General features: G+C 39.7%; 15 protein-coding genes, 2 tRNA genes and 1 pseudogene. 4 read left to right on the forward strand and 14 right to left on the reverse strand.

Translation table 11 applies throughout. The features are described from left to right. Positions 1–94 precede the first annotated feature (94 nt). The gene (locus NYP55_RS01040; protein WP_472781433.1) at positions 95–1090 is read right to left on the reverse strand and encodes a DMT family transporter; all 996 of its coding nucleotides are present in this window, start codon (positions 1088–1090) and stop codon (positions 95–97) included. Between the two features lie 446 nt (positions 1091–1536). Between NYP55_RS01040 and NYP55_RS01045 the strand changes: the two genes are divergently transcribed. Further along, the gene (locus NYP55_RS01045) at positions 1537–1941 is read left to right on the forward strand and encodes a pyridoxamine 5'-phosphate oxidase family protein (RefSeq protein WP_004132948.1); all 405 of its coding nucleotides are present in this window, start codon (positions 1537–1539) and stop codon (positions 1939–1941) included. A gap of 223 nt (positions 1942–2164) precedes the next feature. On the opposite strand, the gene NYP55_RS01050 is transcribed toward NYP55_RS01045, so the two are convergent. The 6 genes from NYP55_RS01050 to NYP55_RS01075 form a co-directional block, all read right to left on the reverse strand. Next, a complete protein-coding gene (locus NYP55_RS01050; RefSeq protein ID WP_472781434.1) occupies positions 2165–2614 on the reverse strand; it encodes a DUF3021 family protein in 450 nt (149 codons plus the stop codon). Positions 2615–2683: 69 nt separating this feature from the next. Next, the gene (locus NYP55_RS01055) at positions 2684–3205 is read right to left on the reverse strand and encodes a LytTR family DNA-binding domain-containing protein (RefSeq protein WP_101889615.1); all 522 of its coding nucleotides are present in this window, start codon (positions 3203–3205) and stop codon (positions 2684–2686) included. Between the two features lie 178 nt (positions 3206–3383). After that, positions 3384–4205, reverse strand: coding sequence for a histidine phosphatase family protein (locus NYP55_RS01060; RefSeq protein WP_101889616.1), 822 nt, complete (start codon positions 4203–4205; stop codon positions 3384–3386). A gap of 24 nt (positions 4206–4229) precedes the next feature. Beyond that, the gene (gene rsfS, locus NYP55_RS01065) at positions 4230–4652 is read right to left on the reverse strand and encodes a ribosome silencing factor (protein ID WP_472781435.1); all 423 of its coding nucleotides are present in this window, start codon (positions 4650–4652) and stop codon (positions 4230–4232) included. A gap of 46 nt (positions 4653–4698) precedes the next feature. Next, positions 4699–6108, reverse strand: coding sequence for a bifunctional UDP-N-acetylglucosamine diphosphorylase/glucosamine-1-phosphate N-acetyltransferase GlmU (gene glmU, locus NYP55_RS01070; RefSeq protein WP_018643640.1), 1410 nt, complete (start codon positions 6106–6108; stop codon positions 4699–4701). 83 nt (positions 6109–6191) lie between these two features. Further along, positions 6192–6264 (reverse strand) — tRNA-Arg (locus tag NYP55_RS01075). Between the two features lie 259 nt (positions 6265–6523). Here NYP55_RS01075 and NYP55_RS01080 point away from each other — a divergent pair. Next, positions 6524–6597 (forward strand) — tRNA-Leu (locus NYP55_RS01080). A gap of 298 nt (positions 6598–6895) precedes the next feature. Here NYP55_RS01080 and pyk read toward each other — a convergent pair. After that, entirely contained in the window at positions 6896–8335 is a 1440-nt protein-coding gene (gene pyk, locus NYP55_RS01085) for a pyruvate kinase (RefSeq protein WP_004114848.1), read from the reverse strand. A gap of 213 nt (positions 8336–8548) precedes the next feature. Beyond that, entirely contained in the window at positions 8549–9895 is a 1347-nt protein-coding gene (locus tag NYP55_RS01090) for an ATP-binding protein (protein ID WP_004130549.1), read from the reverse strand. A gap of 625 nt (positions 9896–10520) precedes the next feature. Here NYP55_RS01090 and NYP55_RS01095 point away from each other — a divergent pair. Together NYP55_RS01095 and NYP55_RS01100 are read left to right on the forward strand one after the other, a co-directional pair. Next, entirely contained in the window at positions 10521–10835 is a 315-nt protein-coding gene (locus NYP55_RS01095; protein ID WP_004130548.1) for a type II toxin-antitoxin system RelB/DinJ family antitoxin, read from the forward strand. Continuing rightward, positions 10832–11164 (forward strand): type II toxin-antitoxin system RelE/ParE family toxin, encoded by a 333-nt coding sequence (locus tag NYP55_RS01100; RefSeq protein ID WP_060785519.1) that lies wholly within the window; start codon positions 10832–10834, stop codon positions 11162–11164. Before NYP55_RS01095 ends, NYP55_RS01100 begins: the two co-directional genes overlap by 4 nt. Positions 11165–11419: 255 nt before the next feature. On the opposite strand, the gene NYP55_RS01105 is transcribed toward NYP55_RS01100, so the two are convergent. The 5 genes and pseudogenes from NYP55_RS01105 to NYP55_RS01125 form a co-directional block, all read right to left on the reverse strand. Next, entirely contained in the window at positions 11420–13138 is a 1719-nt protein-coding gene (locus NYP55_RS01105; protein ID WP_101889618.1) for a DUF262 domain-containing protein, read from the reverse strand. An 8-nt stretch (positions 13139–13146) separates the two neighbouring features. Beyond that, entirely contained in the window at positions 13147–13326 is a 180-nt protein-coding gene (locus tag NYP55_RS01110; protein WP_430886666.1) for a helix-turn-helix domain-containing protein, read from the reverse strand. A 579-nt stretch (positions 13327–13905) separates the two neighbouring features. Beyond that, a complete protein-coding gene (locus NYP55_RS01115) occupies positions 13906–14187 on the reverse strand; it encodes a type II toxin-antitoxin system YafQ family toxin (protein ID WP_004130542.1) in 282 nt (93 codons plus the stop codon). Further along, positions 14184–14509, reverse strand: a pseudogene (locus NYP55_RS01120) (type II toxin-antitoxin system RelB/DinJ family antitoxin). The gene NYP55_RS01115 and the pseudogene NYP55_RS01120 overlap by 4 nt, the downstream one beginning before the upstream one ends. A gap of 172 nt (positions 14510–14681) precedes the next feature. After that, entirely contained in the window at positions 14682–16304 is a 1623-nt protein-coding gene (locus tag NYP55_RS01125) for an InlB B-repeat-containing protein (protein WP_472781436.1), read from the reverse strand. Between the last annotated feature and the right edge of the window lie 457 nt (positions 16305–16761).

Raw genomic sequence — 16761 nt, forward strand, 5'->3', positions numbered from 1 at the left:
TTAAAATCGTTATCTACTACTATTCACTAAGCAATATGCACCAATTAGTAATCACCAAAAATATTCGCTAATTAGTATTCAAATTGATTACTACTTAGATTGTAGATGCTGGCGCAGATGCCACTTTTGCTTTAGATTTATAAGCGCTCTGCTTTTTTCTTGCTTTTATAAGCTCAATATGCTCTGCCAAACTTGCAAGCAAAATCGCAGCAAAAATCAACGCAAATCCAACAAAAGCCATGCTTGTTACTCGCTCATTGTAAAGAATGCTAGAAAATAGCAATGTAAACAAGCATTCTGTGCACATAATCACAGAAGCATTAGCTGTAGAAAGATAAATCAGCGTGTAGTTTTGAATAACTTGAGCAACAACAGTTACTATCACTATAAGATAGAACATGTTTGTAAATGTAATCCAATTATCTTCTGCGCTAAAGTTAGGCAAAGGCTCGCTTATTGCAGCTCCGAACAAAAATAGAACTCCAGAAACACTAAACTGGCCGAATGTTAAAGCAACTGGATTGTATTGTCTAGAATAATAAGCTAAGTATGTTAAGTTAAACGCAAAAACAGCCGCGCAAATAAGAGTTAAAACATCTCCGTGAGAAAGCGTAAGAACAAGAGAGCCTGGCTTTAGCGCAACGAATCCAACGCCAACAACGCATGTTAAAGCCGCAATAATTCCTAAAAGCGTTGGCTTTTTTCTAATAATCATCCACGCGGAAAATGGCGCTATAACGCAATATGCAGCTGTAAGAAAAGCACTTCTACCTGGGTCAATCCACCTTAATCCTTCTGTTTGCGTAACTAAAGACGCGTAGTATGTAACGCCCGTTAAAAGCGAAGGAATTATTAGCTTTTTAGTAAAATTTTTGCGAATCGTCTTAAAGAAAACCACGCCCATTATTATGCACGCTCCAAGCATGCGAACCCCCATAAGCCATTGCGGAGTGAATACCTCTAGAGCGTATTTAGACGATACGTAGCTTCCGCCCCAAATTGCGGCGCATAAGAGCAACATGATTCGCGCAATGTTTACGGTAATTCGATTATTCTGCCTTGGTTGAACAGCGCTATTTATTTCACTCATGTCACTCCCCTCATTATTGCAAACAACAAGTCTATAGCATTAAATTTTTCTTTAAGTTAGCTAAATTGCCTTATAAACTTTATAGAATAGCCACAAAAACAAGAAAAGTACAACCCATTGGCGTTCCTTCGGAAAATTTACTACTTTATTGCGAAATCAGCACTTGATAGCACGCTATTGCCTTAATATTTACGATTCATGATTTACAACACATGACTTTGTAGTCGCTCAAACCTGCCTTCGCGCTTAAAGCGTAGCGCGCGAAGGCAATTCGGAGCGCGCACTTTGTGCAATTAGTGATTTATGTCACAAGTTTACGCATTTTTACAAAAATGCATCGATTTTTAAGCCTTTATATGCACGATTGCGCGTAATCTTAAAAGTGATTGAAACATAATCGCATGATTGCGCGATTGCACAATAATCAGTTGAAGAAAGGACTCAACATGGCAACTCTTAGTGAAGATATGAAGACTTTTATTGAAAACAATTTGGCTTGGATTGCAACGATTAGCAAAGATGGCGAGCTTGATCTTGGCCCAAAGATGTCGATGTTTGTTCTAGACGATAATCACCTTGCTTACCACGAGCGCACTGCAGGTCAGCATTTTAAGAACTTGCAAGACGGCAGCCAGCTTGTTGTTGCTGTTGCAAATTTGGCAGAAAAGAAGGGCTATCGCTTCCGCGGAACAGTTACACTTCACACAGATGACGCGATTTACAACGAGCAGGTTCGCGTTGCAGAAGAAAAAGGCACAAAGAAGCCAGCTGCTGTTCCTGTTATGGAGATTAATGAGATTCAGGATTTGACTTCTGGAGCTAATGCTGGAAAGACGATTGCTAAAGATTAGTCAATTAGTCAATTAGCCGATTAGTGAACTGCTAAAGATTAATCAAAATACTAATTTTTAGCAAAAATCTAGCAAAACGCCGAATAAATTATGACCATTCTATGATGCGTTTTAGAATAGCGAGTGGCGTTCTTCTTCAAAGGCGAAGATGAACACCACTCAATTTTTATTTAATTATTTTATTTACTTAAATTTTTACTTAAATTATTTAATTGTCACTAATTTACTTGTTTTCTTTACGCAATTCGCGCAATCTAGCGTTCATTTCTTCCGCTTTCTTCTTCTCGAAGTAATAAATTATTGCAGCAATTGCAATCGGGAAAACAACAGTGAACGAAATCCATCCGCAAATCACAGCTGGCTCATCTTTGAATGAAATCCATCCAACAATCACAGACACAATAAATTGAATAGCAATTGGTGGAACTAGTGCAAAAACGAATTTTGCAAGATTTGACATACGCTCATTCGACCAAAAAATAGCGAATACTCCATAGCCTATGCCAATAACAAACGACGCTACAGCATAAGATGCGATTCTGTTTCCAACTGCGGTATTTGCTAACAAGCTTGACACAAAACTAATTGCAGTAAAAATAGTGCACGCTATGCCAATGCCTTTAACAATGTTTTTTACCATTGTTTTGCCTATTGTTGTAACTTGCTTTTCCATAATAATCGTTTCCTTTTTAAGTATTAAAAAATTAGTATTAAAAATTAGTAATAAAAAATACGCTTAAAACTACATTCCTAAGCGCTTTTTGAACGAGCTCAAGCATCTGCGACTAATCCACTCAACGCTTCCGTCGTCCATTTTTACGCTCATACTTCCGCCGAATCCTGGATCAACTCGAACAATGCGATTTAAGTTCACGATTGCGGATTTAGATATGCGCACAAACGACGCGAATTGCGGATTATCAAAATCCATTAGGCGCTTGTAAGACACGCACTCGCCTTTATCACTGTGAATGATTACACGCGAATTTTCTACGCAAATCATAATCACATCCGGCTCGTGCATAACAATAATCGAATCATTAATATAACCATATATGAATGAATTATTGTTGCTATTTGCCGCATTCGCAGTATTATTTTCGGCAATCGCAGTATTATTTTCAGCATTGCTTGATTTTGCATCTTTAGAATCAATGCTTTGCAAGCTGGCTATAATGCGTTTAAGGTTATCGTCAATATTGTGAACTGACAATTGAGCGCATTGCTCTTCTTCTGGCGGCACAATAGCAATCGTTACTTTCATCAAGCCTCCCTTCCGTATACTACCGTTAGATTTTGCTAGCTTTGCTAACTTTTATTAGCATTTGCTAGCTTTCTGTTTTGTAATTTTGACTATACGGCACTGTAAATAGTCTGTCTTTACAAAATCGCTAAACGGTAGTTTTCGAAATATAAGCGGTAAAAAGGAGAGATTACGCAGATTAAGCTGCTCCCCAAATGCGAATAAGACGCTGGCTTGTAGGGTCTGCTGCAGGACCTTGATCGTAAGCATCCAAACGCCAATGAATCGAGCCATCTGAATTTTGGCTTGGAATTAAGCGCGCCCAACGGCCGTTTCCCATTCCGCCAATCGTCTTATAAGAAGAATCTACCTTGTCTAATCCAAGAAGCTTATGAACAGTTTGAGAAAGGCAAGATCCGTGCGAGAACACTAGTAAATCGCGGTCTGAGCCAGTTTTGCGCGCCCAATCTTCTACAGCTTTCGCCGCGCGCTCGCCAACTTCTTGCTTAGTTTCTGCACCGTGATTAAGCTCTCCACCTTCGCCTTTTACCCAAGCATTAAAATCTTCTGGCCATTTTTCGCTAATTTGCTGGCGATTAAGGCCTTCCCACTCGCCAAAAAATCGCTCGCGCACGCCATCTTCAACATGCACATTAAGACCAATCTTATCTGCAAAAGCGTGAGCCGTTTGTTGTGCGCGAATAAGCGGCGAAACAATGGCAACAAAACTAGCGTCCGCTTCTTCTGGAGTAATGCGCACGTGCTCCTGGCTATTTGGATTCTTTGGGTCTTCTAAGTCGGAAGCTCCAAAAAGCACTCGCAAAGCCTTGCCAGAGCGAGTCACCTGGTCTATTCCAGACTCATCTAAAGCAATATCAATCATGCCTTGAAGTCTAAATTGTGCATTATAAGGCGTCTGACCGTGGCGAACAAGCATTACAGAACGCGCAATACCCTCGTGAGCGCTGTTTTTATTTGCATTATGCGCAATTTGCGTTGCGCTTTCAACAAAATCCACCATTATCTTGCGCTACCTTTCAGACTCTTAATCGCCATTTTGTGCATCATCACCATTATCACCATCCGCATCGCTCTCGCTATGATCTGGAAGTTGCAAATCAATTACAGGGCAATCATTCCACAAACGCTCAAGGCGATAAAACTCGCGCGCTTCCTCGTGCATAATATGAATCACAAAGTCGCCAAAATCAAGCAAAACCCACTGTGCTAGTTCCAAGCCTTCTCTAGATATTGGCTTGCGCTTGTTGTCTTTTAAGTACAAGTCTTTTTCGATTTCTTCACTAACAGCTAAGACTTGACGCTCGTTAGATGCAGAAACAATCAGCATGGCGTCTGTAATTCCAAGCAGATTGCTAACGTCAAAAGCCTGGCAATTAGTGGCTTTTAACCTATCGGCTGCAGACGCAGCAATCCTAATCGCGTTAACAGAGCTTTCTAAAGCCGCCATATGTTTCTCCTTAACTATCGAACTAGCAAACTATCGAACTATCGAACTAGCGCCCCCAAGCTGGCTTCCAGCCTTCTACAACGTGCTGCGTATTTTCCGAATACACCATGGAATCCGCTGGAACATCGTGACGCACAACAGATCCTGCACCCGTTGTAACTCCATCTCCAACAGTAACTGGAGCTACAAACAGGTTTCCTGCACCAACATGCGCGTTAGAGCCAATAGTCGTATGGTTTTTATGCACGCCATCGTAGTTTGCTGTAATCGTGCCACCGCCAATATTCGTGTGCTCTCCCAAATCAGCGTCGCCCATATAGCTCAAATGCGGAACCTTAGTGCCGTTTCCAATATGTGCTTTCTTCATTTCCACAAACGCGCCAGCTTTACTCTCCTCGCCAAGCACATTTCCTGGTCGCAAGTACGTCCACGGACCAATGTTTGCAGCGCGGCAAATATGCGATTCTTGCACACGCGAGCGCTCCACAACCGCGTCTTCGTCAACTTGCGCATCAATAAGCGTAGTGTACGGTCCTACAACAGCGCCGCTTTTAACAGTTGTATGCCCTTGCAAGAAGCAGCCTGGAAGAACCGTAACATCTTCTTGCAAAACAACATCGTCTTCAATCCACGTGTTTTCTGGGTCTAGAATCGTTACGCCTTCAAGCATCCACTTTTCGCAAACGCGCTTGTTGTATGCTTTTGCAAGCGCAGCTAACTGAACGCGCGTATTCACGCCTTCTACACTCAACGAATCTGCTGCCGCCATTGCTCCAACTCGTCCCATTGTGCGAGCGTGCTCTAGCGCATCCGTTAAGTAAAACTCGCCTTGAGCGTTCTTGGAGTTAAGGTTGGATATTGCGTCTGTAAGCACTTCCGCATCGAACACGTACACAGACGTATTAACTTCCTTAATCGCAAGCTCTCCTGCATTGGCATCTTTGTGTTCTACAATTCGCAAAACATCACCATTTGCTTCTCGCACAATTCGCCCGTAGCCAGTGGCGTCGTCTAAAACAGCAGTTAAAACAGTTGCCACATTGCCCTGATTATTGTGAAAATCGATTAATGATTGCAATGTTTGCGTATCTAAAAGTGGCATATCGCTTGCTGCGATTAACACAGCCCCTTTAAGCGCATTACCGCATTCTTGTTTTGAAGCCTCGTTAAGGTCATGCATTGCGCATTGCACAGCCCTACCCGTTCCAGGCTTATCGTCTTGATTTACAATCCGCACAGCATTGTCGTAGCTTTGCGCAGCTGCCGACACTCGTTGCGCTTGAGCATGCACTACAACAGCAAGCTCCCCTGGGTTTACGCCTGCCATTGCGTCCATTACGCGATTTAAGAACGTTTTTCCAGCAAACTTATGCAATACTTTAGGCGTTGTTGAACGCATGCGCGTCCCATCACCTGCTGCCAGAATTATTGATGCTGCTACACTAGCATTTTCCATTACACTATGATTTTCCACAAGTGCTCCTTATTTTGCATAATACGTGACAAACATTTTTCACATAACACAAGAGCAAAGCAAAGTGCCCCCGACGCGATTCGAACGCGCAACCAACGGATTAGAAGGCCGTTGCTCTATCCATTGAGCTACAGAGGCGCAAGTTGCAATTATACCAAAATTCTTACATCAACACACCCAGTCTTAAAGAATTTGCAAATTAATATTTCTGTTTTTATTCTGTTTTGATTTATATTTATTTATTTTTATTTTACTTTGGGTTTTTGGCGCGCGGTTGCTGGCGATTTTTCCGCGCGGTTGCAACTCGCTTTCTTACGCGCAACACGCGGTATATTTGATTACTCTACAAAATGTGGTATAGTCATCAAGTCGCGTTAAAACGCGGATAATTTAAGATGCCCCTGTATCCCAATTGGTAGAGGAAACAGCCTCAAAATCTGTGCAGTGTGAGTTCGAGTCTCACCGGGGGCACGTGCACAACGCCGCTTACATGCTAAGCGGCGTTTTTGTTATCCTCTCTCTCATGCGATTTTGCACAACACACAAACAACACACCAAACGACACACCTAATTCTCGTAGCGTTTTTCATTCCTGCATTTGTTCCCTCATTGGCTCAAATGGTAAACAAACGCGGGAATCGACAACTTCGAACTTAAATCGTAACGTAAGAAATCACAAGATTCGCACTAAACAAAAACGCGCACCCAAAAGGATGCGCGTTTAGAAAACTAACGATTAACTAGCAATCAGCTATCGATTAGCTAGCGATTAATCGCAAGCACCAACGGTGTGAACGTAAATAGAGTCGGTACGACCGGCCTGGCGCTCACCCTGAGCAGTGCTCAAAACAACAATCTTGTCGCCATCTTCAACCTTGCCAGCTTCACGAAGAACCTTGTCGGTAAAGATCATAAGATCGTGACGGTTCATATCGTGGTAGTCCTCGCTAATCAAGAAGCCTTCAGTGCCCCAGCTCAAAGCCAACCAGTGATAAGTGTGCTCATTGTTGGTCAAGCCGTAGATTGGAGCAGCTGGGCGCTCGCGAGAAATGCGATGAACGGTACGACCAGTTTGCGTGTAAGCAACAATTGCCTTAGCGTTGAGCTTGTCTGCCAAGTCAACAGCTGCAGAAGAAACTGCACCCGTGCTAGACATGTCAAGCTCCACAGATGGAATGCGATCGTAACCGTTTTCAGTAGCGTATTGAGAAATACGAGACATGGTCTGAACGGTAACTGCTGGATACTTGCCGACTGCGGTCTCGTTAGAGGTCATAGTTGCATCGGCGCCGTCAAGAACAGCGTTAGCGCAATCAGAAGCCTCTGCACGAGTTGGAACTGGAGAGTTAACCATTGATCCAAGAACTTCGGTAGCAACGATTACTGGCTTTGCGTATTGGCGAGAAAGCTCAATGCAGCGCTTGGTAACGAGTGGAACCTGCTCAAGTGGCATCTCCACTGCCATATCTCCACGAGCGACCATAATGCCGTCAAAGGTCTTAACAATCTCTTCCAAGTTTGCAACAGCCTGTGGCTTCTCAATCTTTGCAACGATTGGAATGCGGCGGCCTTCTTCGTCCATGATTTCGTGAGCGCGATCAATATCGGTAGCAAAACGCACGAAGGACATTGCAATAATGTCTGCACCCGTGCGAATAGCCCAACGAAGATCGGCCTCATCCTTTTCAGTCAATGCTGGAAGAGAAACGGCAACACCTGGAAGGTTAATGCCCTTGTGGCTAGAAACTGGGCCAGCAACAACAACCTTAGTGTGTACGTCGTTGCCTTCTACCTTGGTAACCTCAAGACGAACCTTGCCATCATCAATCAAAATTGGATCGCCTGCGTGGCAATCTCCTGGCAAACCCTTGAAGGTTGTGGAAGTGCGATGCTCATCACCCTCAATATCGTCTGTGGTTATAACGAACTCTTGGCCCTCTTCCAAATAAACCTTGTCTTCGCCGTCAGCGTTCTTCTTGAACCAGCCGCAACGAATCTTTGGACCTTGCAAATCAACAAGAGCAGCAACATTACGACCAGTGGTCTTTGAAGCTTCGCGCACATTGTTGTAAACGCGCAAATGATCTTCAGGAGTGCCATGCGAACGGTTTAAGCGAGCAACATCCATGCCAGCTTCAACAAGCTTGGTAATGCCCTCTAACGATTCGGTAGCTGGTCCAATAGTATCAACGATTTTGGCTTTTCTCATAATGCCTGCCTGTTTCCTTTGTTTATTTTTAAATGGGAAAATACCCACTTTCCGAGTAATAGTGTACCAGCAAATTGTGACCTATGCGCAAAACTCGCGCTTATTTATTTACTACGATTAAACATGACTAACTTGCGACAGACTTGCGACTAATCACTCTTAGCTTGCGATTAGCTTGCGATTAGCTTGCGATTGGTCACGCTAACTTATCAATCATTTTCTTTCAGTGCAATCTTTCAGCGCAAGTTCTATAAGCTTATCCGTGTAATCAGCCATAAATAACGGAATATTCAACATATCATCGTCTAGTTTTAGATTATTCAGCGAGAATCGTATACGCAATTTCGTTTGATTAGGGAATAATTCTTTAAACTTTTTCAAACTTCTACTATTAATATTCGCTTCAGATTTAACCTCAACAGGGAAAATATCATTTTCTCGTTGAATAAGAAAATCCACTTCATAAGGCGGATTCGTTTGAGACCAGTATCTAGGCATAACTTCAAATTGAGTAAGTAACGCCTGCAAAACATAATTTTCTGTTAAAGCACCCTTAAACTCAGTAAACAGCCTATTGCCTTCCGCAAATGCAGTAGGAGCAAGTTGTGCTAATCGCCTTAACAAACCAACATCTGCCAGATAAATCTTAAAAGCAGATACATCATCATAAGCAGCAATAGGTAAATTCGGCGCAGTATTTCTATAAATTTTATACACCAATTGTGCCGACACCAACCATTGCAAAGCGTCTTCATATTCTCTTGCCCGAGCACCATTTTTAACAACTTTATACAAGAATTTTTTGTTTTCACGCGCCAGTTGAGATGGAATAGAATTCCAAATCATTGATATTTTAGGAAACTCACTAACATTAGGATGTTTCGCAAAATCTCGTTCATAAGCTGTTATAATCTCAAACAATGTTTCTTGCATTGCGTTTACATCTCGTGCTTTAGCCCACATTAAAACTGACTCAGGCATTCCCCCTGTAACATAATACATTTTTAATTTCTCGTATAGCGGATTAAAAAATGCGTCTGGAATCGGCTCTATTTTATCGATTTGTTCAATAAACTTCGCTAGATTTTCATCTCCATTAGCAAGTAAAAACTCTGTGAAATTCATTGGGTTTATTTGCATAAAATTAACTTTTCCAACTGGGAATGAAGATGGTTTGGCAAGCGTTATTCCAAGCAATGATCCAGCACAAGCAACATGATATTTCGGAGCGTTTTCACAAAAATATTTCATCGCGTTTATTACTTCTGTGCAGTCCTGAACCTCGTCAAATATGATAAGCGTGTTTTCTGGTTCGATTTTTTGGCCACTTGCAAGCATTAGGTTTTGTAAAATTCGCTCCACATTTTTAGTGGTTTCAAAGAATTGCTTATATTCTTTGTTTTCATCGAAGTTAAAATAAGCAATATTTTTGTAGTAAAGCTTACCAAATTCTTTTAGTATCCAAGTTTTACCAACTTGACGCACGCCTTTTAATATCAATGGTTTACGGTACGGCGAGTTCTTCCATGCTAAAAGTTTGCTCATAATCAGCCTTTTCATGATTACTCACCTTTCATCTTGCATTACGCTATTAGATATTGCAGCCGTATTAGTGCGTTGCTGTTTTTACGCGTGATTGTTCTGCTACGTTATTATGTTGCAACAATTCTGCGGTTATTCTGTTATATTTTGCGTTATCTTTTATCGTGTATCACATTATTATACATAATTTAGTGCATTTAATCACATTATTATACATATTTTGGTGTTTTTTATCACATTATTATACGATTATACGCATTGATACGCATTACGCATTAAGTAGCGCTCGCATAAAACATGAAAATACACGCAACAAAAGAATTGCTGCACACACTAAATATTTTGGCCTTTATGACTTGACGACATGTATTTCACACACCGCGCTTTCCAATCGTCCTCACTAAAGCAAACTCAAGCTAGCATTAAAATCAGCTTTTTCTAGCAATTCTTGCACATCTTAATATTTTGCAGCCATCTTCACACTCCTTCAGGTTTACCAATACGCCTAATTTCCATCCAACAAAAAATACCTAAACCAACAACGGGAATCTATAATCTGAATAGTAGTTAAACTTTTGCTTTCATTCGCTTGCATATGCTTGCAAGAATTTTGTAAAATAAGGTCAGAAAGGACGCGAACACAATGACAAACACGAACGCTGTATATGCAAGAATCGACACAAATCTTAAAGAAAACGCTGAAAACATCTTGAACCAACTTGGAATAACACCATCTTCAGCAATCCAAATGCTTTACAGCCAGATTGTTTTACAAAAAGGCATGCCATTTGAACTCCGCCTGCCAACTAATAAGCAGGAAAAGCCGCTTGCTTTAGGTAATTTAACTAGAGCCGAACTGGATGCAGAATTACAAAAAGGCATCGATTCTCTTTCGACTGGAAAATCGTATAGTGCCAACGATGTTGATAAGTTATTCGCAAAGGAATACGGAGTATGAGCAAATCATACAGCATAATTTATTCTCCGCAAGCATTCCTTGATCTTACAGAACTATACGAATACATTCGCTTTAATTTACAAGTTCCAAAAACAGCTGAAAAACAAGTCAACCGCATTAAGCATGCTATACGCTCTCTTGAGACTATGCCTATGCGATATACACTTGTTAATTGGGAGCCGTGGTGTTCTAAAGGAATACACAGAGTTCCAGTCGATAACTACACAGTTTTTTACCAAGTAGACGAAAATAAAACTACAGTTACTGTTATCCGTATCTTCTACTCAGGCAGAAATATAGAAAATATTGTTAACGACACAAACAACTAATACACGATTTTTTGAGCGAGAATTGAAACGAACTAAGTAGCGAAAGAAGTAGCGTAATTTTGAACGTTACGAGATGCACACCCAGCTTTAACCCCTCAACATTAATACAACACTCTCCACGTGGATTGATTGTTCAACGAGTAACCTATAACCCATCTGCTGTATAGGGCAATCATAGAACAGTCATCCCCCTGAAAATCGGTATGTCGAGCCGACACAAGCGTTGGGTTGCCTTATTGCTTGTATAGGAAAATACTATAAAAGAATATCCTTTAATGCATTGCTCATCAATTCCTGACGTTTCTCCATAAACTCTTCAAAATTTGAAAGTTCATAAGAAATATCACACGGAATGTACTTAGCATTTTCACTATTTTCAGTAATCTTCAACCAATCAACGAGTGGTGTCGCATTCTTGGATTCATTCTCTCTACCTTCCAACAATTGAAGGTTTGCTAATGTGTTCCTTCTTCTACGCCAATCTTCTTTAGTATCATCATCAATCACTGTTCCGTCCGGCAATATCAAACCATCAATTTTGCTTTCTTCAAATCCCGTATACGGATGCATATGATCTTGATGAAATCCCTTCTGACTATATTTCAAATTTGGATACAGAAGAGATAACAACATAAATGTATAGGCACCAATCTCATATGTGTCAAACATTGCATCAATCTCATCCGCAGTATATCTAAGAGTTCTGCCACCTGTGAATCTAATCCCATTTAGATTTTTCATACTAAATGAATTAGATGGCGCAGCCTTCAATGCCTCTCTTATGCTTGTCAGCGCAGAGTTTGATGCGGTGCCAAAAATCTGTCTTACCTGTGCGATTACAATATATTTTCTTAATTCAGCTTTACTGCTTGAATCGAAATTACCACCTTTGTATCTGTAGTAAACCATAGGAGAAACAGCCACATAAGAAATCATGTTTTCTGAATTAAATCCGAACTCATTTAACAAATCAACTGTATCCTTGATGGCTTTTCGGATTGCAGCCCAGTTTTGTTTTATTTTTAATACACTGTCTTTTTTGAATGTTTCTACTTTTAATGCTACGGACATATCTAAAAGATACAAACAAGTTCGCATTATAAAGTCATTAGAGAATTTGAATCCTTCGCCTTTCTTATTTATTTCAGAAAGCAACTTATCAATTTCATCCCTTGCCTTATCCCAATGAGAAACAATAGTAGAGAATAACAAGTCACTCTTTGAAAGAACGGTTCCACCAGAATTTACTCTAACGAAAATATCTAATACGCTGTCAATCGAATCTTTTTCTACCTCAAAGTAGTTGATAATTTCATCAGTAACAAGTCTTGTATGTAAAAGCGAAATGTTCTTTGTTGCAACTTTATCTGTTGCCCAGCCATTTGGAATGATAACTTCTGTTAATAAATCTTCAGCTGAATACTTAAGAATATCTTTTACTAAATACCATATCTTATTGTCCTTATTCTTTGCGGCTTCTTCTGCTGTTAAAAATCTGAAATCGTAAGAAATGTCCTCATCATCAGTTTTTTCACTGTGCAAATCAAAGTACAGTTCTTTCTTCGGAAATGCATCATCATTCTTCCATCTTTTGTTTGGAAGTTTTCTGCTCATACTTCCTTGCAAAGCTATGTATAGAGAAGTCAATCTCTGCTGGCCATCCAAAACAGCCCAGATCGTTTCATCTCCACTACCAAACGGGAACGGCTGCGGTGCAGCCGGGTTCTTACACATATCTCGCTCATGGTAATCTTTTATAAATTCATACATTGAATACTCTTTTTGGTTCACAATAGTTTTCTTAACTTTCCAAAAAAGAAAAGTTCCAATAGGATATCCAAGCATGATAGAATCCATTAATCTTGTGATCTGTGAATCTCCCCACACATATTTTCTTTGAATAGCAGGAAGATAGAATCTTCTACTATTTACATCATCTATTATTGCTCTAATACTTTTCTTTTCGTATGCCATGATTTCTCTCACTCATTACTTGTTTTTATCATTTCTCCACCCGGGAAGATAAATGATTGCTCAAAGGTAACCTTCATAACATCATCTATCTGTTTCAACTCCTCAAGAGTAACTGTATCTCGTTTCAGTTTCTTACCAAAGTTCTGCGAAGTCTGCCCTATCCGTCTGGCAAGTTCCGAAACGCTTATATTTTTTTATTACATAATTCTTTAATCATATCAAATGTCTTCATCGTTATCCTCTATGTCTAAAACACACCTAAACTTATTACGCTATAAACTATTTGGTTGATAAATTCAATCCTGGCATAATTCCACCATATAAATTTTCTATAAATGACAAAAACACCATGTATTGCTGCAAGGTGTCCGTTCTCATCTTTGGTGTATCCCAAGAACCAGTTGTGATTGATATGAATCTCGCAGTTCTGATATCTGAACTGAATACCCATCTTAACATTCTTTGAAAGCTACTCCGATTCCTGCCATGCAAGAGAGGCCATAATCATAAGCAACACATCACCTTTAGATTCCATCGCATTGATGAGCCGCCACTAATTAAACCTTTTAACGTTTAGCACTTACAACCACATTTCTAAACATAGCCAATCGTCATATCAATATCTCGCCAATCGTCGGAACAAAAACTCGCCAATCGTCGTACTAATATCCCACCAATTCGCAAGGAAAACTATGAAACATCGCACTTACGCTTGCACATTAAACCTTTTATCAATAAAAAAGCTGTAGATTTAAAAATGTGTTATTTTATTTCTTAAACAATTCTGAATGCGTACCAAGCCTATATAACATCAAAACAAGAACTTCATTCTTAATTTCATATACTAAAAGCCAATCTGGTTCAATATGACATTCTCTTGTTCCGCTATATTTTCCAGTCAGAGAATGATCGCAATATTTAGCTTCTAGCACGCCACCATTGGCTAAAACATTAATTACTTCTGAAAGATTATCCGTATTTTTATTTTGTTTCTTAGCTAATTTAAGATCTTTTTTGAATTGATTCGTGAATTTTACTTCGTATTTCATAAATCAAGAGCCGCCTTAAGATCTTCCATATTCCTATAACCCTTTACACTAGGATCAGATGCAATTCGTCTACCCTCCTCAATAGCAGCAATCGTTGTATCATTTGGAACCTCTAATTTAAGAGAAAATGGAATCCCGTTCTCACGAATAGTTGTTCGCAAAAACATGTTAATTGCTGTTGTCATATTGAGACCGAGTTCTGAAAAATCTTATCAGCTTGTTCTTTAATTCCCTTATCTGTTCTGATATTTAAATTCGTAGTAGTCACAACAATACCTCCATCTTCTTTTACTATACGCAAATATTCGTTTATATTCAACATATTATCATTACATTGTATATAATTCAGACCAACTAAAGTAATATAACTGAATAGGAATTGCAAACGCAAACGACAAAGCGCAAGAAACAATAAGGCAATCTAAAAGAACAAGGCGAGCACCGTTTAACCAGTGCCCGCCTTAATTTATTTATGACTTACACAATAATGCAAACTAGCGCAAATACTTAGCACGCTTGCGATTTAGCACAGCTCCAGAAGCCACAAACAAGCCAAACACAATAGAGACGAAGGACGCAAGAGTTACTCCAGAGGCATCCGCACCACCATTTGGCAGCACTCCAGAAGAGCGCGTGCCAGCAGTCCGCGACTTAGCAGAATCACTTCTGTTTTCAACACCGTTTACATTGTCAGCTGCACCATTTGCAGCACCGTCTGCCGAGCCGTTCGCAGCACCGTTTAACGTTCTATTGTTATTGACGCTGCCGCCTCCAACATTTAATTCAGGATTATCAGTCGAATCTGGCACAACACTTCCTCCGTCATTATCATCGTCATTATCTCCATCTGTATTCTTCGTAAAAATGGCATACACAGTCAAATCACTATTTACAGGCGTTGTGCCAGTAAATGCTTTACCTTTACCATCCGAGCTTGTATTCCACTCTTTGAAGGTATAGCCATCCTTCTTTGGATCCTTCGGCATAGACTGGTCAGTCAAGGTATCCGTATCAATAGCCTTACCAGTTTCCACTTTTACTGCTGCATGAGTATTATCGCCGTTCTTGAATGTAACCGTATTGCGAATCTGCTTCCACTCGGCAGTAAACACGGTATTAGCATTCAAAGTATAAGTATCACCTGGATTGTAAGTGTTACCAGCAGCATCCGCCCAGTTTAAGAACTGATAATCTTCGCACGTAGGCGCAGGCAATATATTAATATTCTTGCCTTGCTGTACTGCTTCACTTTTCTTGGCTGTACCATCACTAAAGGTGCCGCCATTAGCATTAAATGTATATCTTGCATTCCATTGTGCGCGAAGTAAAAATACACCATCATATAATGGGTCTAAAGTAGTATCATTGTATGTCTGCCAATCACGGTTACAATCCGAAAATAGCGAATTATTATCCCAATAGTAGCGTTTGCCTACAATGTTACGCTGTCGGTAAGCTTCAATATCAGGAAGCTCGGTATACCATCCCCCAAATTCCAAATCTTTTTTTGTTGGGTTAGCTGGGAAATCAACCGTATTATCTTTTTTTACAGTTTTTATGATTGTGCCCGACTCACTGCCAATATTTCCGCCCTTAGGATCGAATTTCACATTCATTTTTCCAAACGAAATTCTAACAACCATAGGGTCATTATCTTTGTCGAGGTGATATTTGACTGTGAATTTAGAATAACCGCTTGCTTGAGAAATATATTCATGATCCGCATTATAAGAAAGATTATAACCGTCAAGAATGCTATTAGTATCAATCGTTATTGTTAATTTTTGTCCTATCGCAAAATTGCCAACAAAACGCTGAAAGTTAGATTGCAGCTCTTTCTTGACATCAATTTTATTTCCATTTTCATCTTCGACAGTTATCGGAAGATTTTCCCACATATTTTCAATGTTCTTGGCGACTTGATTTTTAGCACCTGGATGTATGTAACCATCTCCAGATTTTAAAACAATATCCATATCAAGTGAAAGCGGATATTTCTTAACTTCTGTAGTTGTTTTGCTATCAGCTTGTGCATTCACAACCCCTGCAAAAAGTCCAATCGCAGTTATAAAAGCAACTATTAAACTAATAACTTTATTTATTATTTTATTATTCATTTTATTCCCAACCAAATTAATGATTATAGTAATAATAATTTTTTATTAAATTCAAAAATTTATATAGCGCAAATATAGGTTTATAGGCCAAAAATTATGTGCGAATTCAAAATAAATAGTGTATAGAGTGGTGAAAATTGTAAAAAATTATGTTACAAAAAAGACAAAATCACGCTGTCTGTCTGTCTGTCTGTCTGTCTGTCTGTCTGTCTGTCTGTCTGTCTGTCTGTCTGTCTGAGCATGCTCTCTCTCAATCCTTTTGTCAAGTATTTTTTCAAAAAAATAAAATAAATTTATTTTTTCACATTAACAAAATTTAGAATATTCCATGGCTGATTCTCTATCAATGCAAAGACATAGCAAAAACAGAGATAATCAATAATCACTCACATAACATAACTAAATTTCGCACGATTAACTCACGATTAACTCACGATCAATCACGCTAACTTAATAC

This window comes from Gardnerella sp. c10Ua_31 (assembly GCF_055700915.1).